Origin of the sequence: Dactylosporangium sp. NPDC005555, from assembly GCF_040605635.1 — a bacterium.
In the GTDB taxonomy this organism is placed as follows: domain Bacteria; phylum Actinomycetota; class Actinomycetes; order Mycobacteriales; family Micromonosporaceae; genus Dactylosporangium.
On the sequence record NZ_JBEXDG010000071.1, the window covers coordinates 17,688 to 37,452 of the forward strand.

Annotated in this window: 15 protein-coding genes; 8 read left to right on the top strand and 7 right to left on the bottom strand. The window is 68.3% G+C overall.

Features of this window, described 5'->3' with window-relative positions; translation table 11 throughout:
- Positions 1 to 30: 30 nt before the first annotated feature.
- The 7 genes from ABZS58_RS44230 to ABZS58_RS44260 form a co-directional block, all read right to left on the bottom strand.
- On the bottom strand, positions 31 to 2,046 hold the full coding sequence (locus ABZS58_RS44230; RefSeq protein WP_354790122.1) for a ThuA domain-containing protein: 2,016 nt from the start codon (positions 2,044 to 2,046) through the stop codon (positions 31 to 33).
- A gap of 577 nt (positions 2,047 to 2,623) precedes the next feature.
- Positions 2,624 to 6,538, bottom strand: coding sequence for a ThuA domain-containing protein (locus ABZS58_RS44235; protein ID WP_354790124.1), 3,915 nt, complete (start codon positions 6,536 to 6,538; stop codon positions 2,624 to 2,626).
- 97 nt (positions 6,539 to 6,635) lie between these two features.
- On the bottom strand, positions 6,636 to 7,703 hold the full coding sequence (locus ABZS58_RS44240; RefSeq protein WP_354790126.1) for a sugar phosphate isomerase/epimerase: 1,068 nt from the start codon (positions 7,701 to 7,703) through the stop codon (positions 6,636 to 6,638).
- A 43-nt stretch (positions 7,704 to 7,746) separates the two neighbouring features.
- Positions 7,747 to 8,151: a hypothetical protein gene (locus tag ABZS58_RS44245; RefSeq protein WP_354790127.1), complete on the bottom strand. Its 405-nt coding sequence runs from the start codon at positions 8,149 to 8,151 to the stop codon at positions 7,747 to 7,749.
- A gap of 152 nt (positions 8,152 to 8,303) precedes the next feature.
- The gene (locus ABZS58_RS44250; RefSeq protein ID WP_354790128.1) at positions 8,304 to 9,125 is read right to left on the bottom strand and encodes an alpha/beta hydrolase; all 822 of its coding nucleotides are present in this window, start codon (positions 9,123 to 9,125) and stop codon (positions 8,304 to 8,306) included.
- A 19-nt stretch (positions 9,126 to 9,144) separates the two neighbouring features.
- Positions 9,145 to 9,714 carry a DJ-1/PfpI family protein gene (locus tag ABZS58_RS44255; protein ID WP_354790130.1) on the bottom strand — a complete coding sequence of 190 codons (570 nt, stop codon included), beginning with the start codon at positions 9,712 to 9,714 and terminating at the stop codon, positions 9,145 to 9,147.
- Between the two features lie 83 nt (positions 9,715 to 9,797).
- Complete coding sequence (locus ABZS58_RS44260; RefSeq protein ID WP_354790132.1) at positions 9,798 to 10,541, bottom strand: GntR family transcriptional regulator; 744 nt, start codon at positions 10,539 to 10,541, stop codon at positions 9,798 to 9,800.
- Positions 10,542 to 10,998: 457 nt separating this feature from the next.
- Here ABZS58_RS44260 and ABZS58_RS44265 point away from each other — a divergent pair, with 457 nt between their 5' ends.
- From ABZS58_RS44265 to ABZS58_RS44300, 8 genes are all read left to right on the top strand, one after another.
- The gene (locus tag ABZS58_RS44265) at positions 10,999 to 12,363 is read left to right on the top strand and encodes an extracellular solute-binding protein (protein WP_354790134.1); all 1,365 of its coding nucleotides are present in this window, start codon (positions 10,999 to 11,001) and stop codon (positions 12,361 to 12,363) included.
- A complete protein-coding gene (locus ABZS58_RS44270; RefSeq protein WP_354790136.1) occupies positions 12,360 to 13,307 on the top strand; it encodes a sugar ABC transporter permease in 948 nt (315 codons plus the stop codon). The genes ABZS58_RS44265 and ABZS58_RS44270 overlap by 4 nt, the downstream gene beginning before the upstream one ends.
- The gene (locus tag ABZS58_RS44275; RefSeq protein WP_354790138.1) at positions 13,307 to 14,218 is read left to right on the top strand and encodes a carbohydrate ABC transporter permease; all 912 of its coding nucleotides are present in this window, start codon (positions 13,307 to 13,309) and stop codon (positions 14,216 to 14,218) included. Before ABZS58_RS44270 ends, ABZS58_RS44275 begins: the two co-directional genes overlap by 1 nt.
- Positions 14,218 to 15,285, top strand: a complete 1,068-nt coding sequence (locus ABZS58_RS44280; protein WP_354790140.1) for an ABC transporter ATP-binding protein — start codon at positions 14,218 to 14,220, stop codon at positions 15,283 to 15,285. The genes ABZS58_RS44275 and ABZS58_RS44280 overlap by 1 nt, the downstream gene beginning before the upstream one ends.
- Complete coding sequence (locus tag ABZS58_RS44285; RefSeq protein ID WP_354790142.1) at positions 15,285 to 16,361, top strand: ABC transporter ATP-binding protein; 1,077 nt, start codon at positions 15,285 to 15,287, stop codon at positions 16,359 to 16,361. Before ABZS58_RS44280 ends, ABZS58_RS44285 begins: the two co-directional genes overlap by 1 nt.
- Positions 16,362 to 16,396: 35 nt before the next feature.
- Complete coding sequence (locus tag ABZS58_RS44290; RefSeq protein ID WP_354790144.1) at positions 16,397 to 16,594, top strand: hypothetical protein; 198 nt, start codon at positions 16,397 to 16,399, stop codon at positions 16,592 to 16,594.
- Between the two features lie 43 nt (positions 16,595 to 16,637).
- The gene (locus tag ABZS58_RS44295; protein WP_354790146.1) at positions 16,638 to 18,098 is read left to right on the top strand and encodes an NAD-dependent succinate-semialdehyde dehydrogenase; all 1,461 of its coding nucleotides are present in this window, start codon (positions 16,638 to 16,640) and stop codon (positions 18,096 to 18,098) included.
- A 318-nt stretch (positions 18,099 to 18,416) separates the two neighbouring features.
- On the top strand, positions 18,417 to 19,625 hold the full coding sequence (locus ABZS58_RS44300) for an iron-containing alcohol dehydrogenase (RefSeq protein WP_354790148.1): 1,209 nt from the start codon (positions 18,417 to 18,419) through the stop codon (positions 19,623 to 19,625).
- Positions 19,626 to 19,765 lie beyond the last annotated feature (140 nt).

Here is a 19,765-nt window from a genome sequence, read left to right on the forward strand (position 1 = left end):
GCCCACGTGGTGGGCCGGCGACCCACGGGGTCAGGACTTCTTCAGGGACAACATCCAGCTCCGAAGTTGGCGGGCCTGGTGGTCGAGCTCGTCACGCGCCTGCGTGGTGCCGGCGGCGGGAGAGCCGGTGATCGCCGTGATCTGGTTGAGCGAGGTGACCGCGGCGTTGTAGTCCTGCCGCAGGTACGCCGCCTGGGCGTCGTCGAGCAGCGCCGCGGCGGCCGCGGCGGACTCCGGCGTCAGGGTGCCGGCGGCAGAGTTCGCGGTGATGAGCGTGCGGGTCTGCCGGAAGGTCGAGCAGTTCGCCTCGGTCTGGCCGGCCGTCCAGTTGATGCCGGCCAGCAGGATCTTGGTGAACGTCTCACGGTAGTACAGCGCGCGGTCGTGGCCGAGGATGAGCGAGAACGCGCGGCCGCCGTCGTACTCCTGGCACCACGCGATCGGGTGGTCACCGCCCATCAGCGGCAGCGGGCGGGTCGCGGCGTTGCCGCTGTTGAGGCTGCGCCGATAGGACTCCTCGTCCAGGCTCAGCAGCGTGTGCACCTCGGCCCGCGGGTTGTGGTCGAAGTTGTACAGCTCGTCGATGGTGAGCCAGGTCTTCGGCAGGTGCGCGGTGGCCGGGTTCGTCGAGTCCTCGGTGTTGACCCGCACGTTGATGCAGCTGCCGCAGGTGCCCTCGCCGTTCTGGCCGCCCGGGTGGTTGGTGAACCAGGCACCGACCAGGTCGCGGTACCACGGCACGTTGTGGATCGCGTCGGACGCGCCGTGCAGCCCGACGAATCCGCCGCCGGCCTGGACGTACTCCTGGAACGCCGCCAGCTCGCCGGCGTTGAGCGCGTCCGCCGCCGGGGCGCTGTTGGCGTTGGTCCCGTCCACCGGCGAGCCGAAGATGATCGTCTTGTACTTCGCCAGGTCGGCGGCGGACGTGAACGGCGTGCTCGACAGCGACGCCGGGGCCAGCCTCGGGTCCCAGATGTCGACGTCGAAACCGTGCTGCTGGCCCCACTGCTGGACGAGCAGGGCGGTGTCCGCGATGTGGTCGTGCCGGAAGCCCTTGGTGGCCGAGAAGTACAGCACCCGGTAGGTGGCGCCGGGGAAGTTCGTCGAGGCCGCGAGCGGCGTCGCCGGTGCGATCGGGTTGGGTCCGATGGCCGGCGTGACGGTCATGCCGGTCGGCGGATCGGCTGGGAGCTTCCCGGCGAGCTGGTCCTGCAGGTAGCGGGCGTCGCCGACGAGCGTGTCCCGGACCTGGCCGGACTGCGTCCCGCCCTGCGCGGCGGCGACGAACTGGTTGAGGGCCCGCTTCGCCTGGTTGGTGTTGCCCAGCTCCGCGAGGCTCGCCGCCTCCGCCAGCTTGGCGTGCAGGTCGGCCGCGAGGTCGGCGCCGATCGCGCCGCTGCCGGCGAAGCCGTCGATCAGCGTACCGAGCTCGGCGAACGACGTCGTCACCACGAACGTCTGGTCGAAACGCGCCGCGTTTCCGGCCGAGTCACTGGCGATCACGCTGATCGTGTGCGCGCCGGTGGACAGGGTGGAGGTGCTCACCGGCAGCGGGGTCGTCTCGGTCTGGTCGATCCACATCTTCTGGATGAAGACGCCGCCGGAGGCGGGCGCGGGGTCGGTCCGGGTCGGGATCAGCGTGGCGGTGTGGCCGACGTGCCCGTCGACGATGCCGGGCCAGCTGACGACCGGGGCGACGGTGTCGATCCGCACGGTGATGGTGCGGGTGGACTCGACGGAACCGTCACCGCTGACGGCGCGGTACCCGACGGTCGTGGAGCCCTGCTGGGTGATCTCCACCGAGCCGCTCAGCGTGCCGGGGAACGGGCTGGGCGCGGACGCCACGGTCTGGAAGGGTGCCGTGTTGCCGAGGCGGTATTCCAGACGTTGTACGCCGCCGGCCCCGTCGGTCGCCGACAGGTTCAGGGTGACCGGACCCCGATACCAGCTGTTGGTGCCGGTGGCAACGGCCGGGGTGAGCGTGGCCGCCGCGCTGGTTGGTGCGGCCCAGGCCGGGGCGGCGAGAACGAGCGACCCGACGGACATGGACGCGGCCGGTAAGGCGGCGGCGACCAGGTAGCGGACCAGGCGTTGGCGGGAGTCTCCGGCCGTCCGGCCGGATGGGTGTGATCGCAGAGCTTTCGCGGTGTGAGGTTGGTTGGGCATGCGGTTCCTTTCCACTTCCGTGGTGGGACGCGGAGGCAGACCACGAACGAGGCGACCATCGCGAACGGCGGAATCGCCGTCGGAAGGGCCGGGGTGTGGCCGGCTCGCTGATGACACGTCTGTCCTCAAACGTCCCGGGGGCGTAGGCCGGAGAGCGATCACCTTGAAAGTGATCGTTCGTTCGATAGAACGCTATCGCGCAACAAAAGTTGGCGGCAGTCTCGATCTAACTTTTATACGTATCAACAAAAGTGTCGCAATTGGAGCGGAAGGCGTGCGTAGGGTACTCGCGGATGAGTGCGACGGGTTCACCATCGGCACCGACCTTGCGCTGCGATGGCTGCAGCGCGACCGCACACGGTGCTTCGCGGCCGAGTTGCCCCCGCCGGTCGCCGGCTTCGCCGGCGCGGGTGACCAGCGGCCGAAGGCCGCCGGTCACCCGGTGAACGTTGTTGGCCTAGGTGCCGATGCCCGTGCCGACGAACTCGGCCCAGTTGAGGTTGAACAGGTTGCCGCCCGTGGCGCCACCCGTGACCGAGCGGAACACCAGGAACAGCTCATGCGTCCCGGACATCGAGACCGGGAACGTCTGGCTCGTCCAGGTTCCCGTCCCGCCGGTGGACACGAGGTTGGCCGTCGTCAGGATCGGCCCGGTGATCGAGTCCTGACGGACCTCGATTGCCGCCAGCGGCGACCCGGGCGTACGGCCGGTCGCCGCGTCCGCCACGCGGAACGTGATCGAATCGATGTTGGTCAGGTTGAATGGGCCGTTGAGCTGGAGCCAGTCGCCCGCGCCCAGGCTGCCGCGGTGCACGCCGGCGCCGCCGTCGGTGTTGGTCGCCGTGTTGGTGCCGGACTGGTTGACGACGAACTCCACCTCCTGGTGCTTCTGGCGGATCTGGTGCTGGCCGGTCGTGGTCAGCTGTGGGACGCCGCCCGGACCGCCGTGGTCGGTGTAGCGCGCCTGGACCACGCCGGAGACGTTGCCGCCGTGTGAGGCGTCGTCGGCGTCCGTGTGGAGCACGCCCGAGCAGCCGTTGACGGACTCCTCGGCGTGGCCGTGCGCGTCGTGGCCGAGCACGAACGTCACCTGCACCTCGGAGCAATTCACCGTCCCGTCCTCGGGGTCGGTGACCGTGACCGAGAACGGGATGTCGTCGCCGAACGCGAACGTCCCGCCCTCCACCGGCGTATTGACGACCACCGTCGGACTCGTGTTGCCCACGGTGATCACGGTGCTGGTCGAGGTTTGCTTGCCGGACGAGTCGAGCACGGTCAGCACGGCCGTGTAGCGGCCGGACTGCGTGTAGGTGTGTGTCGGGTTCGGGTCGGTCCCGATCGCCGAGCCGTCGCCGAAGTTCCACTCGTAGCGGATCGAGTCGCCGGGATCCTCATCCAGCGAGCCGGCGCTGGAGAAGTTCACGGTCAGCGGCGTTGAGCCGTCGGTGCGGTTCGTGGTGAGCACGGCCTTCGGCGCGCGCTTGCCCTTGACGTACTCCCACTTGTACATGCCCGCGTCGGGGCTGATGACGTTGAACCCGTTGCCGTAGGTCAGCATGTAGAACGCGCCGTCAGAACCGAACTGCACGTCCATCGGGTTGTCGCACTCGAACTGGAACCTGCCTGCCTGGGCGTTCGCACGGCTGCCGCAATCCAGGAAGTTGTTGATCTTCTGGACGTGGTTGTTCTGCTTGTCGAGCTTGACCTCGCGCAGCGTGTCCTGCGTCCACTCGCTGATGATCACCGAGTCGTCGTAGTACGGCGGGAACTTGTTAGGGTTCGGGTTCTCCGGGTCGTAGTGGTACTTCGTGACCCCGTGCGGACCGACGCCGCCGGTGTAGAGCTCGGGGAACAGCCGCGGGCATTCGGTCGTCGAGCCGGGCGCGATCGGGCCCGGGGTCGGCGCGTAGGAGGCCTCGCACGGGGTGCCGAGCGGCGCGCTCGTGTTGTTGTCGCGGTAGGAGTACCAGATGTCCGGGTCGGTGACCGGCGGGACGTCCCTCAGGCCCGGCTCGACCGTCGGACCGCCCTCAATGTTCCACAGCGAGTCGTTGCGCTGCGTCGGCCCGTCGCAGTCGAACTTCTGAGGCGGGTTGTTCAGCGGCGTGCCCGCGGTGGTGGTGCCGGGCGCGAACTCGTGGAAGTTCCACTCGTAGTGCGCGAGGTCGCGCTTGTAGCACGTCGGCCAGCCGTAGTTGGACGGCTTGCGCACGATCTCGTAGCGGCCGGTGCCCGACGGGCCGTGCGAGCGCTGCGGTGTCTGGGCGTCGGGCGAGTAGTCGCCGATGTAGGCCACGTCGTTCTCGTCGACCTGGATCCGGAACGGGTTGCGGAAACCCATCGCGTAGACCTCCGGCCGCGTCTTGTCCTGCGGCGCGCCCGCGACCAGCGGGAACAGGTTGCCCGACGGGATCGAGTAGGCGCCCGTGCCGGAGCCGAAGTCGACCTTGTTGGCGTCGGCGGCGGAGATGTTGCCGTCCTTGACCTTGATCCGCAGCACCTTGCCGCGCAGGTCGTTGGTGTTCAGCGCGCTGCGGCGCGAGTCACCGGTGAGCCGCTGATACCAGCCGCCCTCCTGCGCCGTGTTGGTGGCGATCGCCCGCGTGGCGGTGCCGGTCAGGCCGGCGCCGTCGGCGGTGATCTGCGGCTGATCGGACTGCTGCTTGCCGCGGCGGAAGAACACGTTGACGTTCGACGTGTTGACCGGGCCGCCGCTGGTCTGGATCTCATCCGCCTCGATGTTCGAGAGCGCCTCGAGCGCCGCGTCGATCGCATTGCGATCCGCGTTCCACGCGATCGGCTCCGTCGTCTGGCCCTCGAAGGTCAGCGTGAACGTGCCGCCCGTCGCGTTGGTGACGCGCACGGTCTGCTGCTCGTCGGTCTTCTGCGAGTTGTACGGCCCGTAGCCGCCGCCGTTGATGCCGCCTGCGGGCGTGTCATCGCCGGTGACCATCCAGAGGTTGCCGTGCTTGTCGAAGTCGATGTCGCCCGCGACGTGGCAGCACTCCTGGCGGTTGACCGGCACGCGCATGATCTGCTGCTCGGAGCCCATGTCGAGGTGCGCCGGCGTGCTGTCGGTGGCGTCGACGAACTTGAAGCGGCTGAGCTGGAAATAGCCCACGTACGGATCCCACGCGGTCTTGGACGCCGCCACGTTCGGCGGGGTGGTGTTCGGCGTGATCTGGGTGACGACCGATCCGTCGCTCAGCTTGACGTCGGTGACCTCCTTCGCCGAGTAGTAGAGGTAGACCCACTTGTTGGTCGCGAAGTTGGCGTCGACCGCCGGGCCATAGAGCCCGTCCTCGCCCGCGGAGTAGATCTGCTGCGTCATCGGCAGGCTCGGATCGGCGAAGTTGGCGACGACCGTGGTGACACCCGTGGTCGAGTCGTGCATGCGCAGCGAGCCGAGGCGGTCCGTCTGCAGAACGCGGCCGTCCGGCAGCTGGTCGAAGCCGATCGGCTCCTGCAGGTTCGGCGGCGAGCCGATCTTCGTCTGCTGGTAGTTGGCCAGCACGGTCGCGCCGCAATCGCTGTAGACCGGGTCGGCCTGGCCTGCGGCCCAGCCGATCGCGCCCTTGAGGTGCTTGGTGAGGTCGGCGTCGAAGCTCGCGGCCGTGTTGCCCAGGCCGGTGTAGAACGAGCGGCCGCCCCGGAAGTCCTTACACCACGAGACCGGGTGATCGGCGCCCATCGTGCCCCCGGCGATCCCGTCGAGGTTGCCGCCCTGCGGCTGCGGCCCGAACGGGTCCTCGACGACGGTGTCGAGGACGTGTGACACACCGCGGACGTTCTTCGTGAAGTTGTACCAGTTGTCGGTCCGCGACCAGAGCTGCGGCAGATCCTTGGTCGCGTCGTGGACGCGGTCGGCGACCTTCACGTCACCCGATTGCACGTCGGTCCTGCCGGACGCACGCGTCCCCAGGATGTCAGTCAGGAACGACCAGGACTCGTCGGTCTCGACCGCCGAGCCGACGCCGACGAAGCCGCCGCCCTTGCGGAAGTAGCTCTCGAAGTTCGCGCGTTGCGCGTCCGTGAGCGGGCTCGCGAGACCCGTGTCCAAGAACACGACCGCGCGGTACTGCTCCAGCTTCTTCTCCGTGAAATGGTCGCCTATGTCAGCGGGCCCGGGCGCCACGACCGTGAAAACACCGGTTCTGGCCGCATCCCGGATCGCGGCCAGGCCGGCCGACGACACCGCGTCCTGGGTGCTGCGCACCACGAGGACCTTGTACTGGATGCCCTTGGGGTTGGGAGCGGCCGCTGCCGTGGTCGTGCTGGTCAGCGTCGCTCCCACCGCCGCGGTACCGAGCAGTGCTAGCAGCCCTACCAGACTGGTAGCCTTGCGTCTGACGGTGGGGTGTCTGAGGTGCATGGGATCTCCTCTGCTTTCGCCGTCCCCCTCGCCCGCCCCGGGCCGCTCTGCACGCCAATGAAGAAGCGGCCCTGGGCGGGCGGGAGAGTCGGTCTATCTAGCCGCGCCAGCCGGCGATGTTGCCGAAGCTGATCCGCGACGAGTCCAGGGATTGGTTGGGGGCGGTTGTCGCATTCCCCGGCGCATTGTCCTGCTCATAGTTGGGGTAGTGGTACCCCTTCTGCGGGACCGCGTTGAGGAACTCCCGCAGCGGCAGGACACCGGTGCCGACCGGGACGAAGTTGTATCCGTCCGCGTTGTTCGCCGGCGCGCCGTCCTTGACGTGGAACAGCGGAAACCGGTGGGGCATCGGCAAGACAGTAGCCAGCGGGTCGAAGATGCTGGTCCGGGTGACACCGCCGGCATCGGTGTACTTCTGGTACCGGTGCTGCGCGACGAACGCCCAGTAGATGTCCATCTCGAACCAGACCAGCTCAGGGTCGACGAGGGTGAAGAAATACTCCAGCCCGCGCAGACCGGTCGAGCCGGTCGGGTTTCCGTTCGCGTCCAGCGGACCGGCGTCCAGCACGAAGTTGTACTCGCTGTGGTGATTGTGCTGATACAGCTTGATGCCACGAGCGGCGGCCGCCGCGCCCCAGCGGTTGAAGTTCACCGCCGCCTGCTCCCAGTCGGACCTGCGCCGGCCGTTGGTCGGGATACTCGCAGTACCCAGGTGTGGCATGCCCAGCGTCTCGGCGATATCCAGCTGGGCCTCGATCGTGGAGTCGCTGAAGCTGATGTGGCTGCCGTTGGCTACCAGGCCGTTGTCGTCCATCAGCTGACGGATCTCGGCCGGGGTGATCTGCCGGCCCAGAATCGACGTGCTCTGCGCGTACCCGGCGAACTCGACCTGGGTGTACCCCATCGCGGCGAGCTGTTCGAAGACGAACCGGAAGCCGCCGTTGACGCCGGTTGCCGCGTTCGGCGCGCGGGTGATCACATCCCGCACCGTGTACAGCTGGATGCCGCGCTTACCCGGAGGCACGGTCACCCCGTTGCTTGCAAATGCGGACCCGGGCAGGACCGTGATGGCGGCGGCACCGGCCGCCAGCCCGGCAGACGCGGCCAGCAGCCCGCGCCGGGTCAGGCCGGAACCAGGCACCCTCGATGTTCGGTTGAGACGCACTGTTCCTCCTTCGGCAGCGGGGGAGTTGGCGAAACGGAGGTAGTCAGGCGGGTACGTCCGCCGGCGGGGATGGCTTGTACGCCCCGCCGGCCCGCAGCTTGGCCAGGATCTCGCTGACCCGCTGCAGAATCGGCTTGGGTCCGCAACGGATGTCGGCCGGCTCGCCGTGCGCTCCCACCGGCTCCAATCGACCGTCGACCACCTCTACATCGATGGAGGAGTCGCCGAGGTCGACCGCGCCGAGCCGCAGATCGTCTGAGCGCTCGACGAGAGCCGACCGCCGACCGCCCCGGGAGACCGCCGGGCCGGCCTCGCGCACCAAGCCGTCGGCGATCAGGTTGTCGATCTCTGCCAACAGGCGGGCCCCCGGCTCGCCGAGCCGGTCGGCCAACTCCGCCCGGGACAGGGCACCCATGTCCCACAGGAGGCAGAGCAGCCGTGCAGGCAACGGAGAACGATCAGGCAAAACCGGCGAAAGGACCATGGCGGACCTCTCCAGGGAGGTAAGTTACGCCCGAACAGTAATAGACTTCTTCCAGAAATGTAAATACTTACGTTCGGAGCGAACGGACTTTTGTCTATCTCGTCAAAAGTCCCGAATTAGTGACCTTGTCCCCGGCAAAGGAAGCACGACAGAAGTCGCCTGAAGTCGTGCGGGTGCTCGATCGCCGGCACGTGCCCGCATCGCCCGAGCACGTACAGACGGACATCGGCCAGATGTTCGAGCAGGGGCAGGGCTGCCGTCCCGATCGGGGTGACTCGGTCCTCGGCGCCGTGGACGAGCAGCACGGGCGCGCGGACCCCTGCCAGCGTTTGCGCCGAGAGGGCGAGCTCGTCGGCCCAACGTGCCCTAGGCGGAGGGAACAACGACGCGAATGCGGCCGCCCCCGCTCGCATCGCGGCCGCACGGGCATCGACTGCCGACTCGGTCACGAGCGCCTGGTCGTAAACGAGGCGACTCAACATGTCTCGTGCCCCGAGCGGGCCGGCGGGGGCGGCCCAGATCGCGTCGAGCTCGGCGGACAGCGGCGCCCCGGGGGCGCCCATTGTCGAGACCGCCACGACATGGGTGACCTGCCGGGGACGCGCGGCCGCCAACGCCAGCGCCACGGCACCGCCCATGGAGTGACCCACCACGGCGTAGTGCTCGACACCGAGAGCATCCATCAGGCCCGCGGCCTGCTCCGTCCACAGCCGGAGCCCACCTCTGGAGCCCGCCGGGATTGGTGTACGGCCGAACCCTGCCTGGTCAGGAGCCACCAGGTGCCAGGACGTGCCCAGCGCCTGCGCCGTCGTTGCCCAGGCGCCGGACCCGGTCGTGCCGGGTCCGGAGCCGTGCAGCATCAGCACCGCGGGCCCCGTGCCGCTCTCCAGGACGTGGACGGGGGAGCCGTCGACCGTGACGGTCCGAAGTGCCGTCACCGGGGCAGGTCAGGGGTGCTCATGCCGATGCGGAGTCGATGGACTTCGAGAACAGCTCCATCATCGCCCTGCCGAATTGCGGCATGTCGGGCCACCCTCGGCAGGAGACGAGGTTGCCGTCCACGACGTCGGGGGCGTCGATGACCGTCGCGCCCGCGTTCTCCATGTCACCGGTGATGGGCGGGAAGCACGCCGTCTTCCGACCCTTCAGCAGCCCGTACACCGCCGGCACCTGCGCGCCGTGGCACACCAGCGCGATCGGGAGGTTGCGCGCGAAGAAGTGCTCGGTGATGCGCCTGACGTCGGCGTCGACCCGGATCCACTCGGGGGCACGTCCGCCGGGGATGATGAGGGCGTCGTAGCGCTCGACGTCGACCTCGGACCAGGGCACGTTGACCGGCAACTTCCGGCCGTTCTTCTCCACGTAGGCGTCGGAGTTGGGGTCGAACTCGTGGATGACCAGCTGCACGTCACGCATCGTCCGTGACGAGACGTCAACGTCCCAGCCGCCCTCCTGCACGCGGTAGTAGGGATACATGGTGTCGAGCTCCTCGGCGGCGTCGCCGGTCAGGAGCAGCGCTCTGGGCACCTGCTTCTCCTCGCATTTGGGGCCGGGCGATCCAATCCGATCCGATCCGGTTGAGTCAGCATTCCTCGGGCCCGGCCCGCCCGTCAAGCCTCTACCGCCATTCCATCCGCGTCCTTGACCGCGTCGAACAATCGTTGGAACCGCTCGCCGGAGCGCAGGATGTGCCGACGCATGGCATAGGCGGCGGCGTCGGGGTCGCGCGCGGCGACCGCGGCCAGAATTGCTTCGTGCTCGGCCATGGCCAGGTGAGTGACCTGGATGTCGTGGTGCAGCCGGAACAGGTGCACGTGCGTGTGCAGGCGAGCGAGCGCTTCGCGGATGACCTGGTTCTCCGCGCTCAGGGCGATGAGATCGTGAAAAGCGGCGTCGCGTAGCCCGAAGGTGCCGTAGGCCATGGGCCCGTCGCCCCGCTCCAGCTCCGCCATCTCCTCCAGCATTCGTCGCAGGCCGGCCACCTGCTCCGGGGATGCGCGTTCGGCGGATCTGCGCGCCGCCGCCGGCTCGAGGAGCAGACGGATCTCGAGCATGTCCTCGAACCGCTGACGGGTGATCTGCGGGGGAATGCGGTAGCCGGCATGGGGCACACGCACGACCAGACCCTCGGCCTCCATGCGGTTCAGAGCGTCTCGGATCGGCGTCTGCGAGACCCCCAGCTCTCGCGCCAGGACGTCGATCGTGACGCGGGAGCCAGGCTCGATCCGTAACGACATCAGCTGTCCGAGCAGCGTGTCGTACACCTCGTCGGCAAGCCGGCCGCGAGATCTTCCCGGCGGCATTCCGCCCGTCATGGCCCCGTGGCCCCACGCGATCGTCGCTTCGTCGTCCATCGTGACGTGAGGTCCCCTTCGTGCGTCTTCGCGAACCTGTTGACATCAATCGCAATGCTGCTGCATGCTGACGCCCACTCGGATCGTATAGGAAAAGTGGAGGATGCGAGCCATCCTGCACCATCGTGGAACTGCCCGCCAGCGTTCAACTTCGATCGCCTGAAGCTCCCACGAGCATGCTCGACGTCCTGCTCGGTTCGCCACCGGCCGGCCGCGCAAGGACCGAAGGACTTCTCGACTGCATGAAGACCCGGTGCGTCGCGGCGTACCCGTGACGCCGGTCTGCGGAAAAGGCCTCGCGACAGCCCGGCAACACGCCTGAACACCCCAGCAACTGCTCGGCGAAGCACGCAGCAAGGCTCCCGAAGACCCCACCCCAGAAAGCAGGCAGAGGATGCGATATCAACAGCGAACAGGACGACTGTCCGTTCCCGGCCGAAAGACGCAGCTCGCGACGGTGGCCTTACTGCTGGCCACGACCGTGGCGGCTTGCGGCGGCCAGGACGACGGCGCGAAGGCGGGCGCCCCCAAGGCACCGGCAACCATCCCGACGCTCACCCAGGACCCGCTGACCCTCAGCTTCATCTGGTTTGACTGGCCCCCCGCCCACGCGCCGGAAGACTTCGCAAACGCGGAGTACAAAAAGGAGCGGCCGAACGTCACCATCAAGGTCAACACCGTGCCGAACGCGAACTGGCACGACGCAATGTTCACCCAGTTCGCCGCGCGCAAGACCGACTTCGACATCGCGATCCTGGACTCGCAACACATCGGCGAGGCCGTGACGAACGGCAACATCCTCGACATCACCGACTTCGTCAACAAGAACATCGACGTCAAGGCCTACAATCCGTACCTGCTGGCGGCCTACGGCCAGTTCCCGCAGGCGGAGACCGGTAAGCGCGACGAAAACGCCAGCCTGTACGGCCTGCCGCTGCTCGGCGACACGTGGACGATGATCTACCGCAAGGACCTGATCGGCGACAAGCCGCCGCAGACCTGGGACCAGATGATCTCGGCCGCCGAGAAGTGCCAGGCGGACAACCCCGGCATCAGCGGGTTGGCGTTCCACCAGGCCAACGGCTCCGACGCCGCGGCCGTCACCTACAACACGGTCAACGGCGTCTACGGCGGCAACCTCTGGAACGCCAAGGACCGCAAGATCGACGGCGTCCTCAACGACCCGGCCGGGCAGGAGGCGATGGACGTCCTGGTCAACAAGATGAAGCCGTTGACCGCCAAGGGATCCGGCAACTGGTTCATCGACGAGGTGAACGCGTCGGTCGCCCAGGGCAAGGCCTGCATCGCGTTCCAGTGGATCGCCGCGAGCGGCGGCCTGCTCGACCCGAAGCAGTCGACGCTCGGCACCACGCGGGAGCAGATCCTCACCAAGCTCGGCTTCGCCACCCTGCCGGCGCAGAAGACGAACCTGGTGCCGCTCGGCGGCATGGGGATGCACATCTCGGCCTACTCCGCCAAGCCGAACCAGGCGGAGGCCCTGAACTTCATGAAGTGGTTCGAGCAGGCCGACATCCAGAAGAAGTGGGCCGCGGCCGGTGGCGTGCCGGCGCGCACGGACGCGCTGCAGTCGCCCGAGTTCCTCAACGCCTCGCCGTTCAACCAGGTGTACGCGGACTCGGTGCCGCGGATGCGGGACATGTGGAACGTGCCCGAGTACGCGCGCCTCGTCGACATCGAGAACACCAACGTGAACGCGGCGCTCAACGGCGCGAAGCAGCCGAAGGACGCGCTCAACGACATCGCCAAGGAGCAGCAGAAGGTGCTCGACTCCAGCAACCGCAAGGGCGGCGGCGGGCTGTGAGTGACCCCGTCCCGCTGAAGACCGACGGCTCCGGGCAGGTGGCGTCCGTGACGCCGCCTGCGCGGGGCCGGTCCCGCCTGAGCGACCGCGGGCTCGCCGTGGTCTTTACCTCCCCCGCGTTGCTGCTGCTGCTCGGCATGTCGGTGTTCCCGTTGCTGTGGACGTTGTACCTGTCCTTCACCGACTACTCGGCCACCCGCGGGGGGCCCGCCGAGTTCGTCGGGTTCGGCAACTACACCGCGATCCTCACGTCGCCGCAGGTCCACCAGAGGACCTTGACGACGTTGATCTTCGTTGTCGGCGCCGTCGCCCTGCAGACCGTGCTCGGCTTCACCATCGCCTACCTGATCTCACGGCGCACGCGCGGGCGAGGACTGCTGACCACGCTGTTCCTGGTTCCGATGATGCTGTCGCCGGTCGTGGTCGGGCTGTTCTGGCGATTCATGCTCGACGCGCAGTTCGGCGTGATCAACAGCATGCTCGGCTCGCTCGGCCTGGGGCAGGTGGAGTGGCTCACCCGGCAGCGCACGGCACTGCTCTCCCTGATCGTGGTCGACACCTGGCAATGGACGCCGTTCATCATGCTCATCGCACTCGCGGGCCTCACCGCGGTCCCCAAGTACCTGTACGAGGCCGCCTCGATCGACCGGGCGTCCGAGTGGTTCCGCTTCCGCACCATCACGCTCCCCCTGGTGTGGCCGCTGCTGCTCATCGCCGTGCTGTTCCGGGCCATCGAGGCCTTCCGGCAGTTCGACCTCGTCTACATCCTCACCAGCGGAGGTCCGGGGGTGTCCACCGAGACGTTGTCGTTCCACGTCTACAAGGTGGCGTTCCTGGGCTTCAACACCGGAACCGCCTCCGCGTACGGGATCCTCATGGTCCTCGTCGTCATCGTCCTCACGCAGTTCTACCTGCGTTACTTGAACAAGCTCAAGGAGGACTGATGGCCGTCTCCGTCGACGAGGCCGTGTCCACCGGTCCGGTCCGGGACCACACGCCACCCACACGCCGCTTCGGCGGCCGGGGCCGCGCCGTGCTGGAGGTCGTACTGCTGACCGTGCTGGCCGTCGTCATGCTCTTCCCGGTGCTGTGGATGATCGAGACGTCGATCAAGCAGAACCGGGACGTCTACGCCGTGCCGGCCAGGTTCTTCGACTTCACCGTCACCATGGACCATTTCAAGGACGTGTTCGTCTCCTCCGGCAACGGCCGCTCGGGCCTGTCGGTCTCGTTCCTCAGCTCCGTCGTGGTCGCCGGGGTCTCCACGGTGCTGGCCACCGTGCTAGGGGTCCCGGCGGCCTGGGCCTACTCACGCTTCGCCATGAAGGCCAAGAAGGACCAGCTGTTCTTCATCCTGTCCACCCGCTTCATGCCGCCCGTGGTGGTCGTGATCCCGATCTTCCTCATGTACCGCCAGGTCGGGCTCATCAACACTCAGCTCGGCCTGATCCTCATCTACACCGCATTCAACGTCCCGTTCACGATCTGGATGATGAAGGGGTTCGTCGACGAGGTGCCCGCGGAGTACGAGGACGCCGCCATGCTCGACGGCTACACCCGCCTGCAGGCGTTCCGGAAATTCACCCTGCCCCTGCTCGTGCCCGGCATCGCCGCGACGGCGGTCTTCGCCCTCATCTTCTCCTGGAACGAGTTCGTGTTCGCAATCTTCCTCACCTCCAGCGACGACGTGCGGACGGCCCCACCCGCCATCGCCGGCCTCATCGGCGGCACCACCGTCGACTGGGGTCTCGTCGCCGCCGCCTCCGTGGTGTTCGCCCTACCGGTGCTCGTCTTCGCCTACCTGGTGCGCAAACACCTCATCGCCGGTGTGACGCTCGGGGCGGTGCGACGCTGATGGCCGGCATCGAGGTGACCGCCCTGCACAAGCGCTACCCGGACGGGACGGTCGCAGTTGATCATGTGGACCTGTCCATCGGCGACGGCGAGCTGTTCGTGATGCTCGGCCCTTCGGGTTGCGGCAAGACGACCACGCTGCGGGCCATCGCCGGACTGGAGCGGCAGACGACCGGCGACATCCGCATCGGCAACACACTGGTCAACGACCTGCCGCCCGCCGAGCGCGACATCGCCATGGTGTTCCAGTTCTACGCGCTCTACCCGCATCTGAGGACCCGCGACAACCTGGCGTTCCCACTGCGGGCCGAGGGACTGCCCGAGCCGGAGGTCCGCAAGCGGGTCGACGAGGCCGCCCGGCTGATGCGGCTCGGCCCGCTCATGGACCGGCGACCGCGCCGGCTGTCCGGCGGGGAGCAGCAGCGCGTCGCGCTCGCTCGTGCCCTCGTACGGCGACCGCGCGCATTCCTCATGGACGAACCGCTCACCAACCTGGACGCGGAACTGAGAGCGGACATGCGCACGGAGATCAAACACCTGCAGGGGCAGCTCGGCACGACGATGGTCTACGTCACCCACGACCAGGTCGAGGCGATGTCGCTCGGTCACCGGATCGCCATCCTCAACAAGGGCCGCGTCGAGCAGATCGGCACACCGCTGGAGGTCTACGACCGTCCCGCGAGCCTGTTCTGCGCCGCGTTCATCGGCTCCCCGCCGATGAACCTGATCGAGGTGGAGGTGGCCGACGGGATGCTGCGCGGTCAGGGCGGACTGGTCCTCACGCCACCGCCGGGCCTGCCACGCGATCGTTCCCTGGTCGCGGGCGTCCGGCCGGAGGCGCTGGAAGTCACAGCACCAGGGGCGGACCGTTCGGTCCCGGCCCGCGTTGTCGCGGCGGAAGGATTGGGCGACGAGATCATCTACGTGATCGACCACGGCGGCGAGCGCGACGTACGGGTCCGGATGCCACCGACAATCCGTTTCGCCGTTGACGCACCGGTCGGGCTGCGGCACTCCGGCGGGACCCCGACGGTCTACGACGTAAGCACGGAAGAGCTGGTGGCTTGATGGGAACCGTGGCAGTGCACGGGCTGCGCAAGTCCTTCGGTGAAGTCCAGGCCCTGGACGGGGTGACGCTGGACGTCCCGGACGGCTCGTTCTTCGTCGTGCTCGGGCCCTCCGGGGCAGGCAAGACGACGACCCTGCGAGCGATCGCCGGCCTGGAGAAGCTTGACGCCGGGTCGGTGCATCTGGACGGGAGGGACGCGACCGGTGACGAACCGGCCGCACGGGACCTGGCCATGGTCTTCCAGAACTACGCCCTCTACCCGCGACACACGGTGTACGAGAACATCGCTTCGCCGCTGCGGGCACGCCGCTGTTCTGCGAGCGAGATCGCCGCTGCCGTCGAGCAGGTGTCGAGTCTGCTGCACATCGAACGCCTGCTGCAGCGCCGTCCCGCGCAGTTGTCGGGCGGTGAGATGCAGCGTGTCGCCCTGGCCCGGGCCCTGGTCCGTCGCCCGCGCGCGTTTCTCATGGACGAGCCGCTGACGAACCTCGACCTCAAGCTCCGCGTCGAGATGCGCACCGAACTCACCCGCATCCACCGCAGCCTCGGGGCAACCTTCGTCTACGTGACCAACGACCAGGTCGAGGCCCTGTCCATGGCCGACCAGGTCGCGGTCCTCAAGGAGGGGACGGTGCAACAGGTCGGAACGCCGACCGAGGTGTACGAGCGGCCGGCCAACCAGTGGGTCGCAGGCTTCGTCGGGAGCCCGCGGATCAGCCTGCTCGCCTGCCACGCCGAAGGAGATCGTCTGGTCGGGGCGGAAGGCTGGACGCTGCCGCGGCCCCGCTGGACCACGGCCGAGGAGGGTCGTCAGCTGCTGCTGGGCGTGCGCGCCGAGGACCTGTCCGTCGAGCAGCGTGGGGACGCGTCGTTGGAGGGTGAGCTCTACGGGCTTGAGCCGCTCGGTGACCGGACGGTGGTCGACGTCCGAGTGGGGACGGAGATGCTCAAGGTCAAGGCCCGGCCCACCGTCACCGGCACGCCGGGCGAGCGGCTGCTCGTCACGGTCGACCTGGACCGTGCGCACCTGTTCGATGCGGACACCGGGCTGGCGCTGTCCGAGGCCGGGAGGTAACCGCGTAGCGCGGCGACGTCAACATGCGCCCGCACATGGCAATCGAGCCTCGACGGACCGTCACCGGTGAGCACGGCCTGACGCCGCCGAAGCGGCCACGGCCCGAGAAAGCGATCGGTGGCGCGGGGCGTCGCCCTGCGGCCAGGGCCAAGGCCACGTTCGACCCGCTCGGCAACCTGGGCCCCGACGAGGTCGTGTGCCCCGTTCGTCAACGCGCGTGGCGCGAACGCTGAGCTCACGCTGGACATCACCAAGAACATCACAGGAGGCGGCGCAATGAGTGACCCGATGAACGTCCTGGCCCCCGAGCACCGGCGGCTCCGGATCGGCGACGCCTGGCGCGACGCCGCCGGCGGAGCCACCTTCGCCGTCGAGGACCCGGCCACCGGCAAGACCATCGCCGAGGTGGCGGACGCCGACGTCATCGACGGGCTCGCCGCTCTGGACGCGGCGAGCATGGCAATGGCGGAGTGGGCGGCGACCCCGCCGCGAAAACGGTCAGAGTTGTTGACCGCGACGTACCGAGCACTGACCGAACGGTCCGAGGAGGTCGCCCGGCTGATCACGCTCGAGATGGGCAAGACGCTCGCCGAGGCCCGCGGGGAGGTGACCTACGGCGCCGAGTTCTTCCGCTGGTTCGCCGAGGAGGCGGTGCGCGTCGAGGGGCGCTACAACACCGCTCCGGCCGGTGGATATCGCATCCTCACCGTGCCGAAGCCGGTCGGACCGTGCGTCTTCGTGACGCCCTGGAACTTCCCGTTGGCCATGGGTGCCCGCAAGATCGCTCCTGCGCTGGCGGCGGGCTGCACGACGATCACCAAGCCAGCAGCCCAGACGCCACTCACCATGCTGTTCCTGGCCCGCATCATGGAGGAGGTCGGCGTACCCCCGGGCGTCGTCAACGTGGTGACAACCAAACGTGCCGGCGAGGTGGTCTCAGCACTGCTGGCCGACCGTCGGACCCGCAAGCTCTCGTTCACCGGGTCGACCGAGGTCGGGCGCGTGCTGCTACGACAGGCGGCGGACAACGTGCTGCGCACCTCCATGGAACTGGGCGGTAACGCGGCCTTGATCGTGTGTGCCGACGCGGACCTGGACGTCGCGGTCAACGGTGCCATGGTGGCCAAGATGCGCAACATCGGGGAGTCCTGCATCGCGGCCAACCGGGTCTACGTCGAGGAGCCGGTGTACGCGGAGTTCACGGCGCGCTTCGCCGAGCGGATGGGCGCGCTTTCGGTGGGCCACGGTCTCGACGACGGCGTGGACGTCGGGGCGTTGATCGACGAGGCCTCGGTCGCCAAGATCGACGAGCTCGTCGCCGACGCGGTCGATCGCGGCGCCCGTGTCCTGGTAGGCGGCGAGCGTTCGGATGGGCCGGGCCACTTCTACCCGCCTACGGTCCTCGTCGACGTGCCCGAAGACGCGCGGATGCTGAAGGCGGAGATCTTCGGCCCGGTGGCGCCGATCATGTCGTTCACGTCCGACGACGAGGTGATGGCGAAGGCCAACGACACCGAGTACGGCCTGGTCGGATACGTCTTCACCCGTGACCTCCAGCGGGCGCTCCGGTTCACCGAAGGGCTGCAGACGGGGATGCTCGGCATCAACCGTGGTCTGATCTCGGACCCGTCAGCTCCGTTCGGAGGCGTGAAACAGTCCGGGATCGGCAAGGAGGGGTCGCACGAGGGCATCCTCGAGTACCTCGACGTCACCTACGCGGCGATCGACCTACCGTGACCGGCTTGCTGATCCGGGTGTCCGCCGAGGATCACCGCGCCCTGTGCACACATGACCTGACCGGCCTCCACCCGTGGGCTGGGACCCGGGCCGTTGGCGACGATGTCCGCGGGACCCTCGACCCGACTGACCCGCCCACCAAGTGCAACGTCTTCATCGCGACGGACCCGAGGGCGCCCGGGCACAACCGAGTCCGGGAGCCCGGCGCGCGCGCCTGCGCCACCCGGGCAGCCAACCTTGCCGACGCCGTCCCGGTCTCTCAGGTGACCTGGACGTCCGCCCAGCACATCGCCGCCGACGTTCCAGAGAGGCACTGACATGCTTGAGACCGTCCGCGGACCACGCCAGCTGATAGTGGGCGAAGGGGTCGCGCAGAACATCCCACGAGTGGTGGCCGAGTGTGGCTCGCGAGTCCTCATCGTGACCGACCGGATTCTTCTGGGGCAGCCGGGCGTGGCCGAGATCGTGGCCGCCGTGCGGGAGAAGGTCAAGGTCGTCGCGATGTTTGCCGACGCGACTCCGGACGTGCCACTCGCCGATGTCGCCCTGGCCGTCTCGGTCGCCGCAGAGGTGGACGCCGACGTGATCCTCGCCATCGGGGGAGGCACGGTGATCGACCTTGCCAAAATCGTCGGCGTCATCCGGCGCCACGGTGGGACGCCGCGCGACTTCTACGGCGAGTCGAAGGTGCCGGGGCCGACGATTCCTCTCGTCGCGGTCCCGACGACGTCAGGCACCGGCTCCGAGCTCACGCCGGTCTCGGTGTTGACCGACCCGGACCGCGAGCTGAAGGTGGGAGTCTCCAGCGTCCACATCGTGCCCGACTTCGCCATCGTGGACCCCGAGCTCACCTACACCTGCCCTGCGACCGTCACCGCCCACTCCGGCATCGACGCATTTTGTCACGCGGTGGAGAGCTTCACCGCGCGACCCCGGGCCCACGGACCGCGCGACCCGGTGGAGCAGGTCTTCCTCGGCCGCAACCCGATCACAGATCACTACGCGCTCTTGGCCGCGGAGCGGATCGCCCGCAGCTTGCGCCGTGCCGTCAGGGACGGAGGCGACACGGACGCGCGCGCAGACATGTCCTATGGGTCCATGCTCGCCGGGCTCGCATTTTCCCACGCAGGCAACGCGGCCCCGCACGCTTTCCAGTACCTCATCGGCGCGGCCACCCACACGCCGCACGGCCTGGGCGTCGGGCTCCTGCTGCCCTACGCGCTGGACGCAGCCAGGGATGCCATCGGCGACCGGTTGACCATCCTCGCCGGGGTGTGCGGGCTCGACGTGACCGACGCCTCGGATGCCGAGGGCGCAGAAACGTTCCTCACCTGGCTCGACGGGCTCCTTGCCGACATCGGCATCCCCACCACCTTGGCGGACATCGGCGTGGCACGCGCCGACCTCCCGCGCTTCGCGGAGATGGCCGGTGGCATCACCCGCTTGATCCAGAACCATCCAGGCCCGACCGACACCGCCAGCCTGACCGCGATCCTCGAAGCGGCCTGGACCGGGAACCGGACCTGATACGTCCTGACTCCGAGCAGAAGATAGTGACGGGCCTTTCACATGACGACGAGTTCCCTGTCGCCGTCCTCCATGTGCGCGGCAGCGGCGGCAACGTGGGCCCGGGACACACCCCCCACGATCTGTCATCATCTTGTCGA

Bases quoted from the DNA above. Each gene is read 5' to 3' on its own strand.
- ABZS58_RS44300 (WP_354790148.1), top strand. From the start codon at position 18,417: ATGCTTGAGACCGTCCGCGGACCACGCCAGCTGATAGTGGGCGAAGGG.
- ABZS58_RS44280 (WP_354790140.1), top strand. From the start codon at position 14,218: ATGGCCGGCATCGAGGTGACCGCCCTGCACAAGCGCTACCCGGACGGG.
- ABZS58_RS44260 (WP_354790132.1), bottom strand. From the start codon at position 10,541: ATGGACGACGAAGCGACGATCGCGTGGGGCCACGGGGCCATGACGGGC.
- ABZS58_RS44235 (WP_354790124.1), bottom strand. From the start codon at position 6,538: ATGCACCTCAGACACCCCACCGTCAGACGCAAGGCTACCAGTCTGGTA.
- ABZS58_RS44295 (WP_354790146.1), top strand. From the start codon at position 16,638: ATGAGTGACCCGATGAACGTCCTGGCCCCCGAGCACCGGCGGCTCCGG.
- ABZS58_RS44230 (WP_354790122.1), bottom strand. From the start codon at position 2,046: ATGTCCGTCGGGTCGCTCGTTCTCGCCGCCCCGGCCTGGGCCGCACCA.
- ABZS58_RS44285 (WP_354790142.1), top strand. From the start codon at position 15,285: ATGGGAACCGTGGCAGTGCACGGGCTGCGCAAGTCCTTCGGTGAAGTC.
- ABZS58_RS44290 (WP_354790144.1), top strand. From the start codon at position 16,397: ATGGCAATCGAGCCTCGACGGACCGTCACCGGTGAGCACGGCCTGACG.
- ABZS58_RS44275 (WP_354790138.1), top strand. From the start codon at position 13,307: ATGGCCGTCTCCGTCGACGAGGCCGTGTCCACCGGTCCGGTCCGGGAC.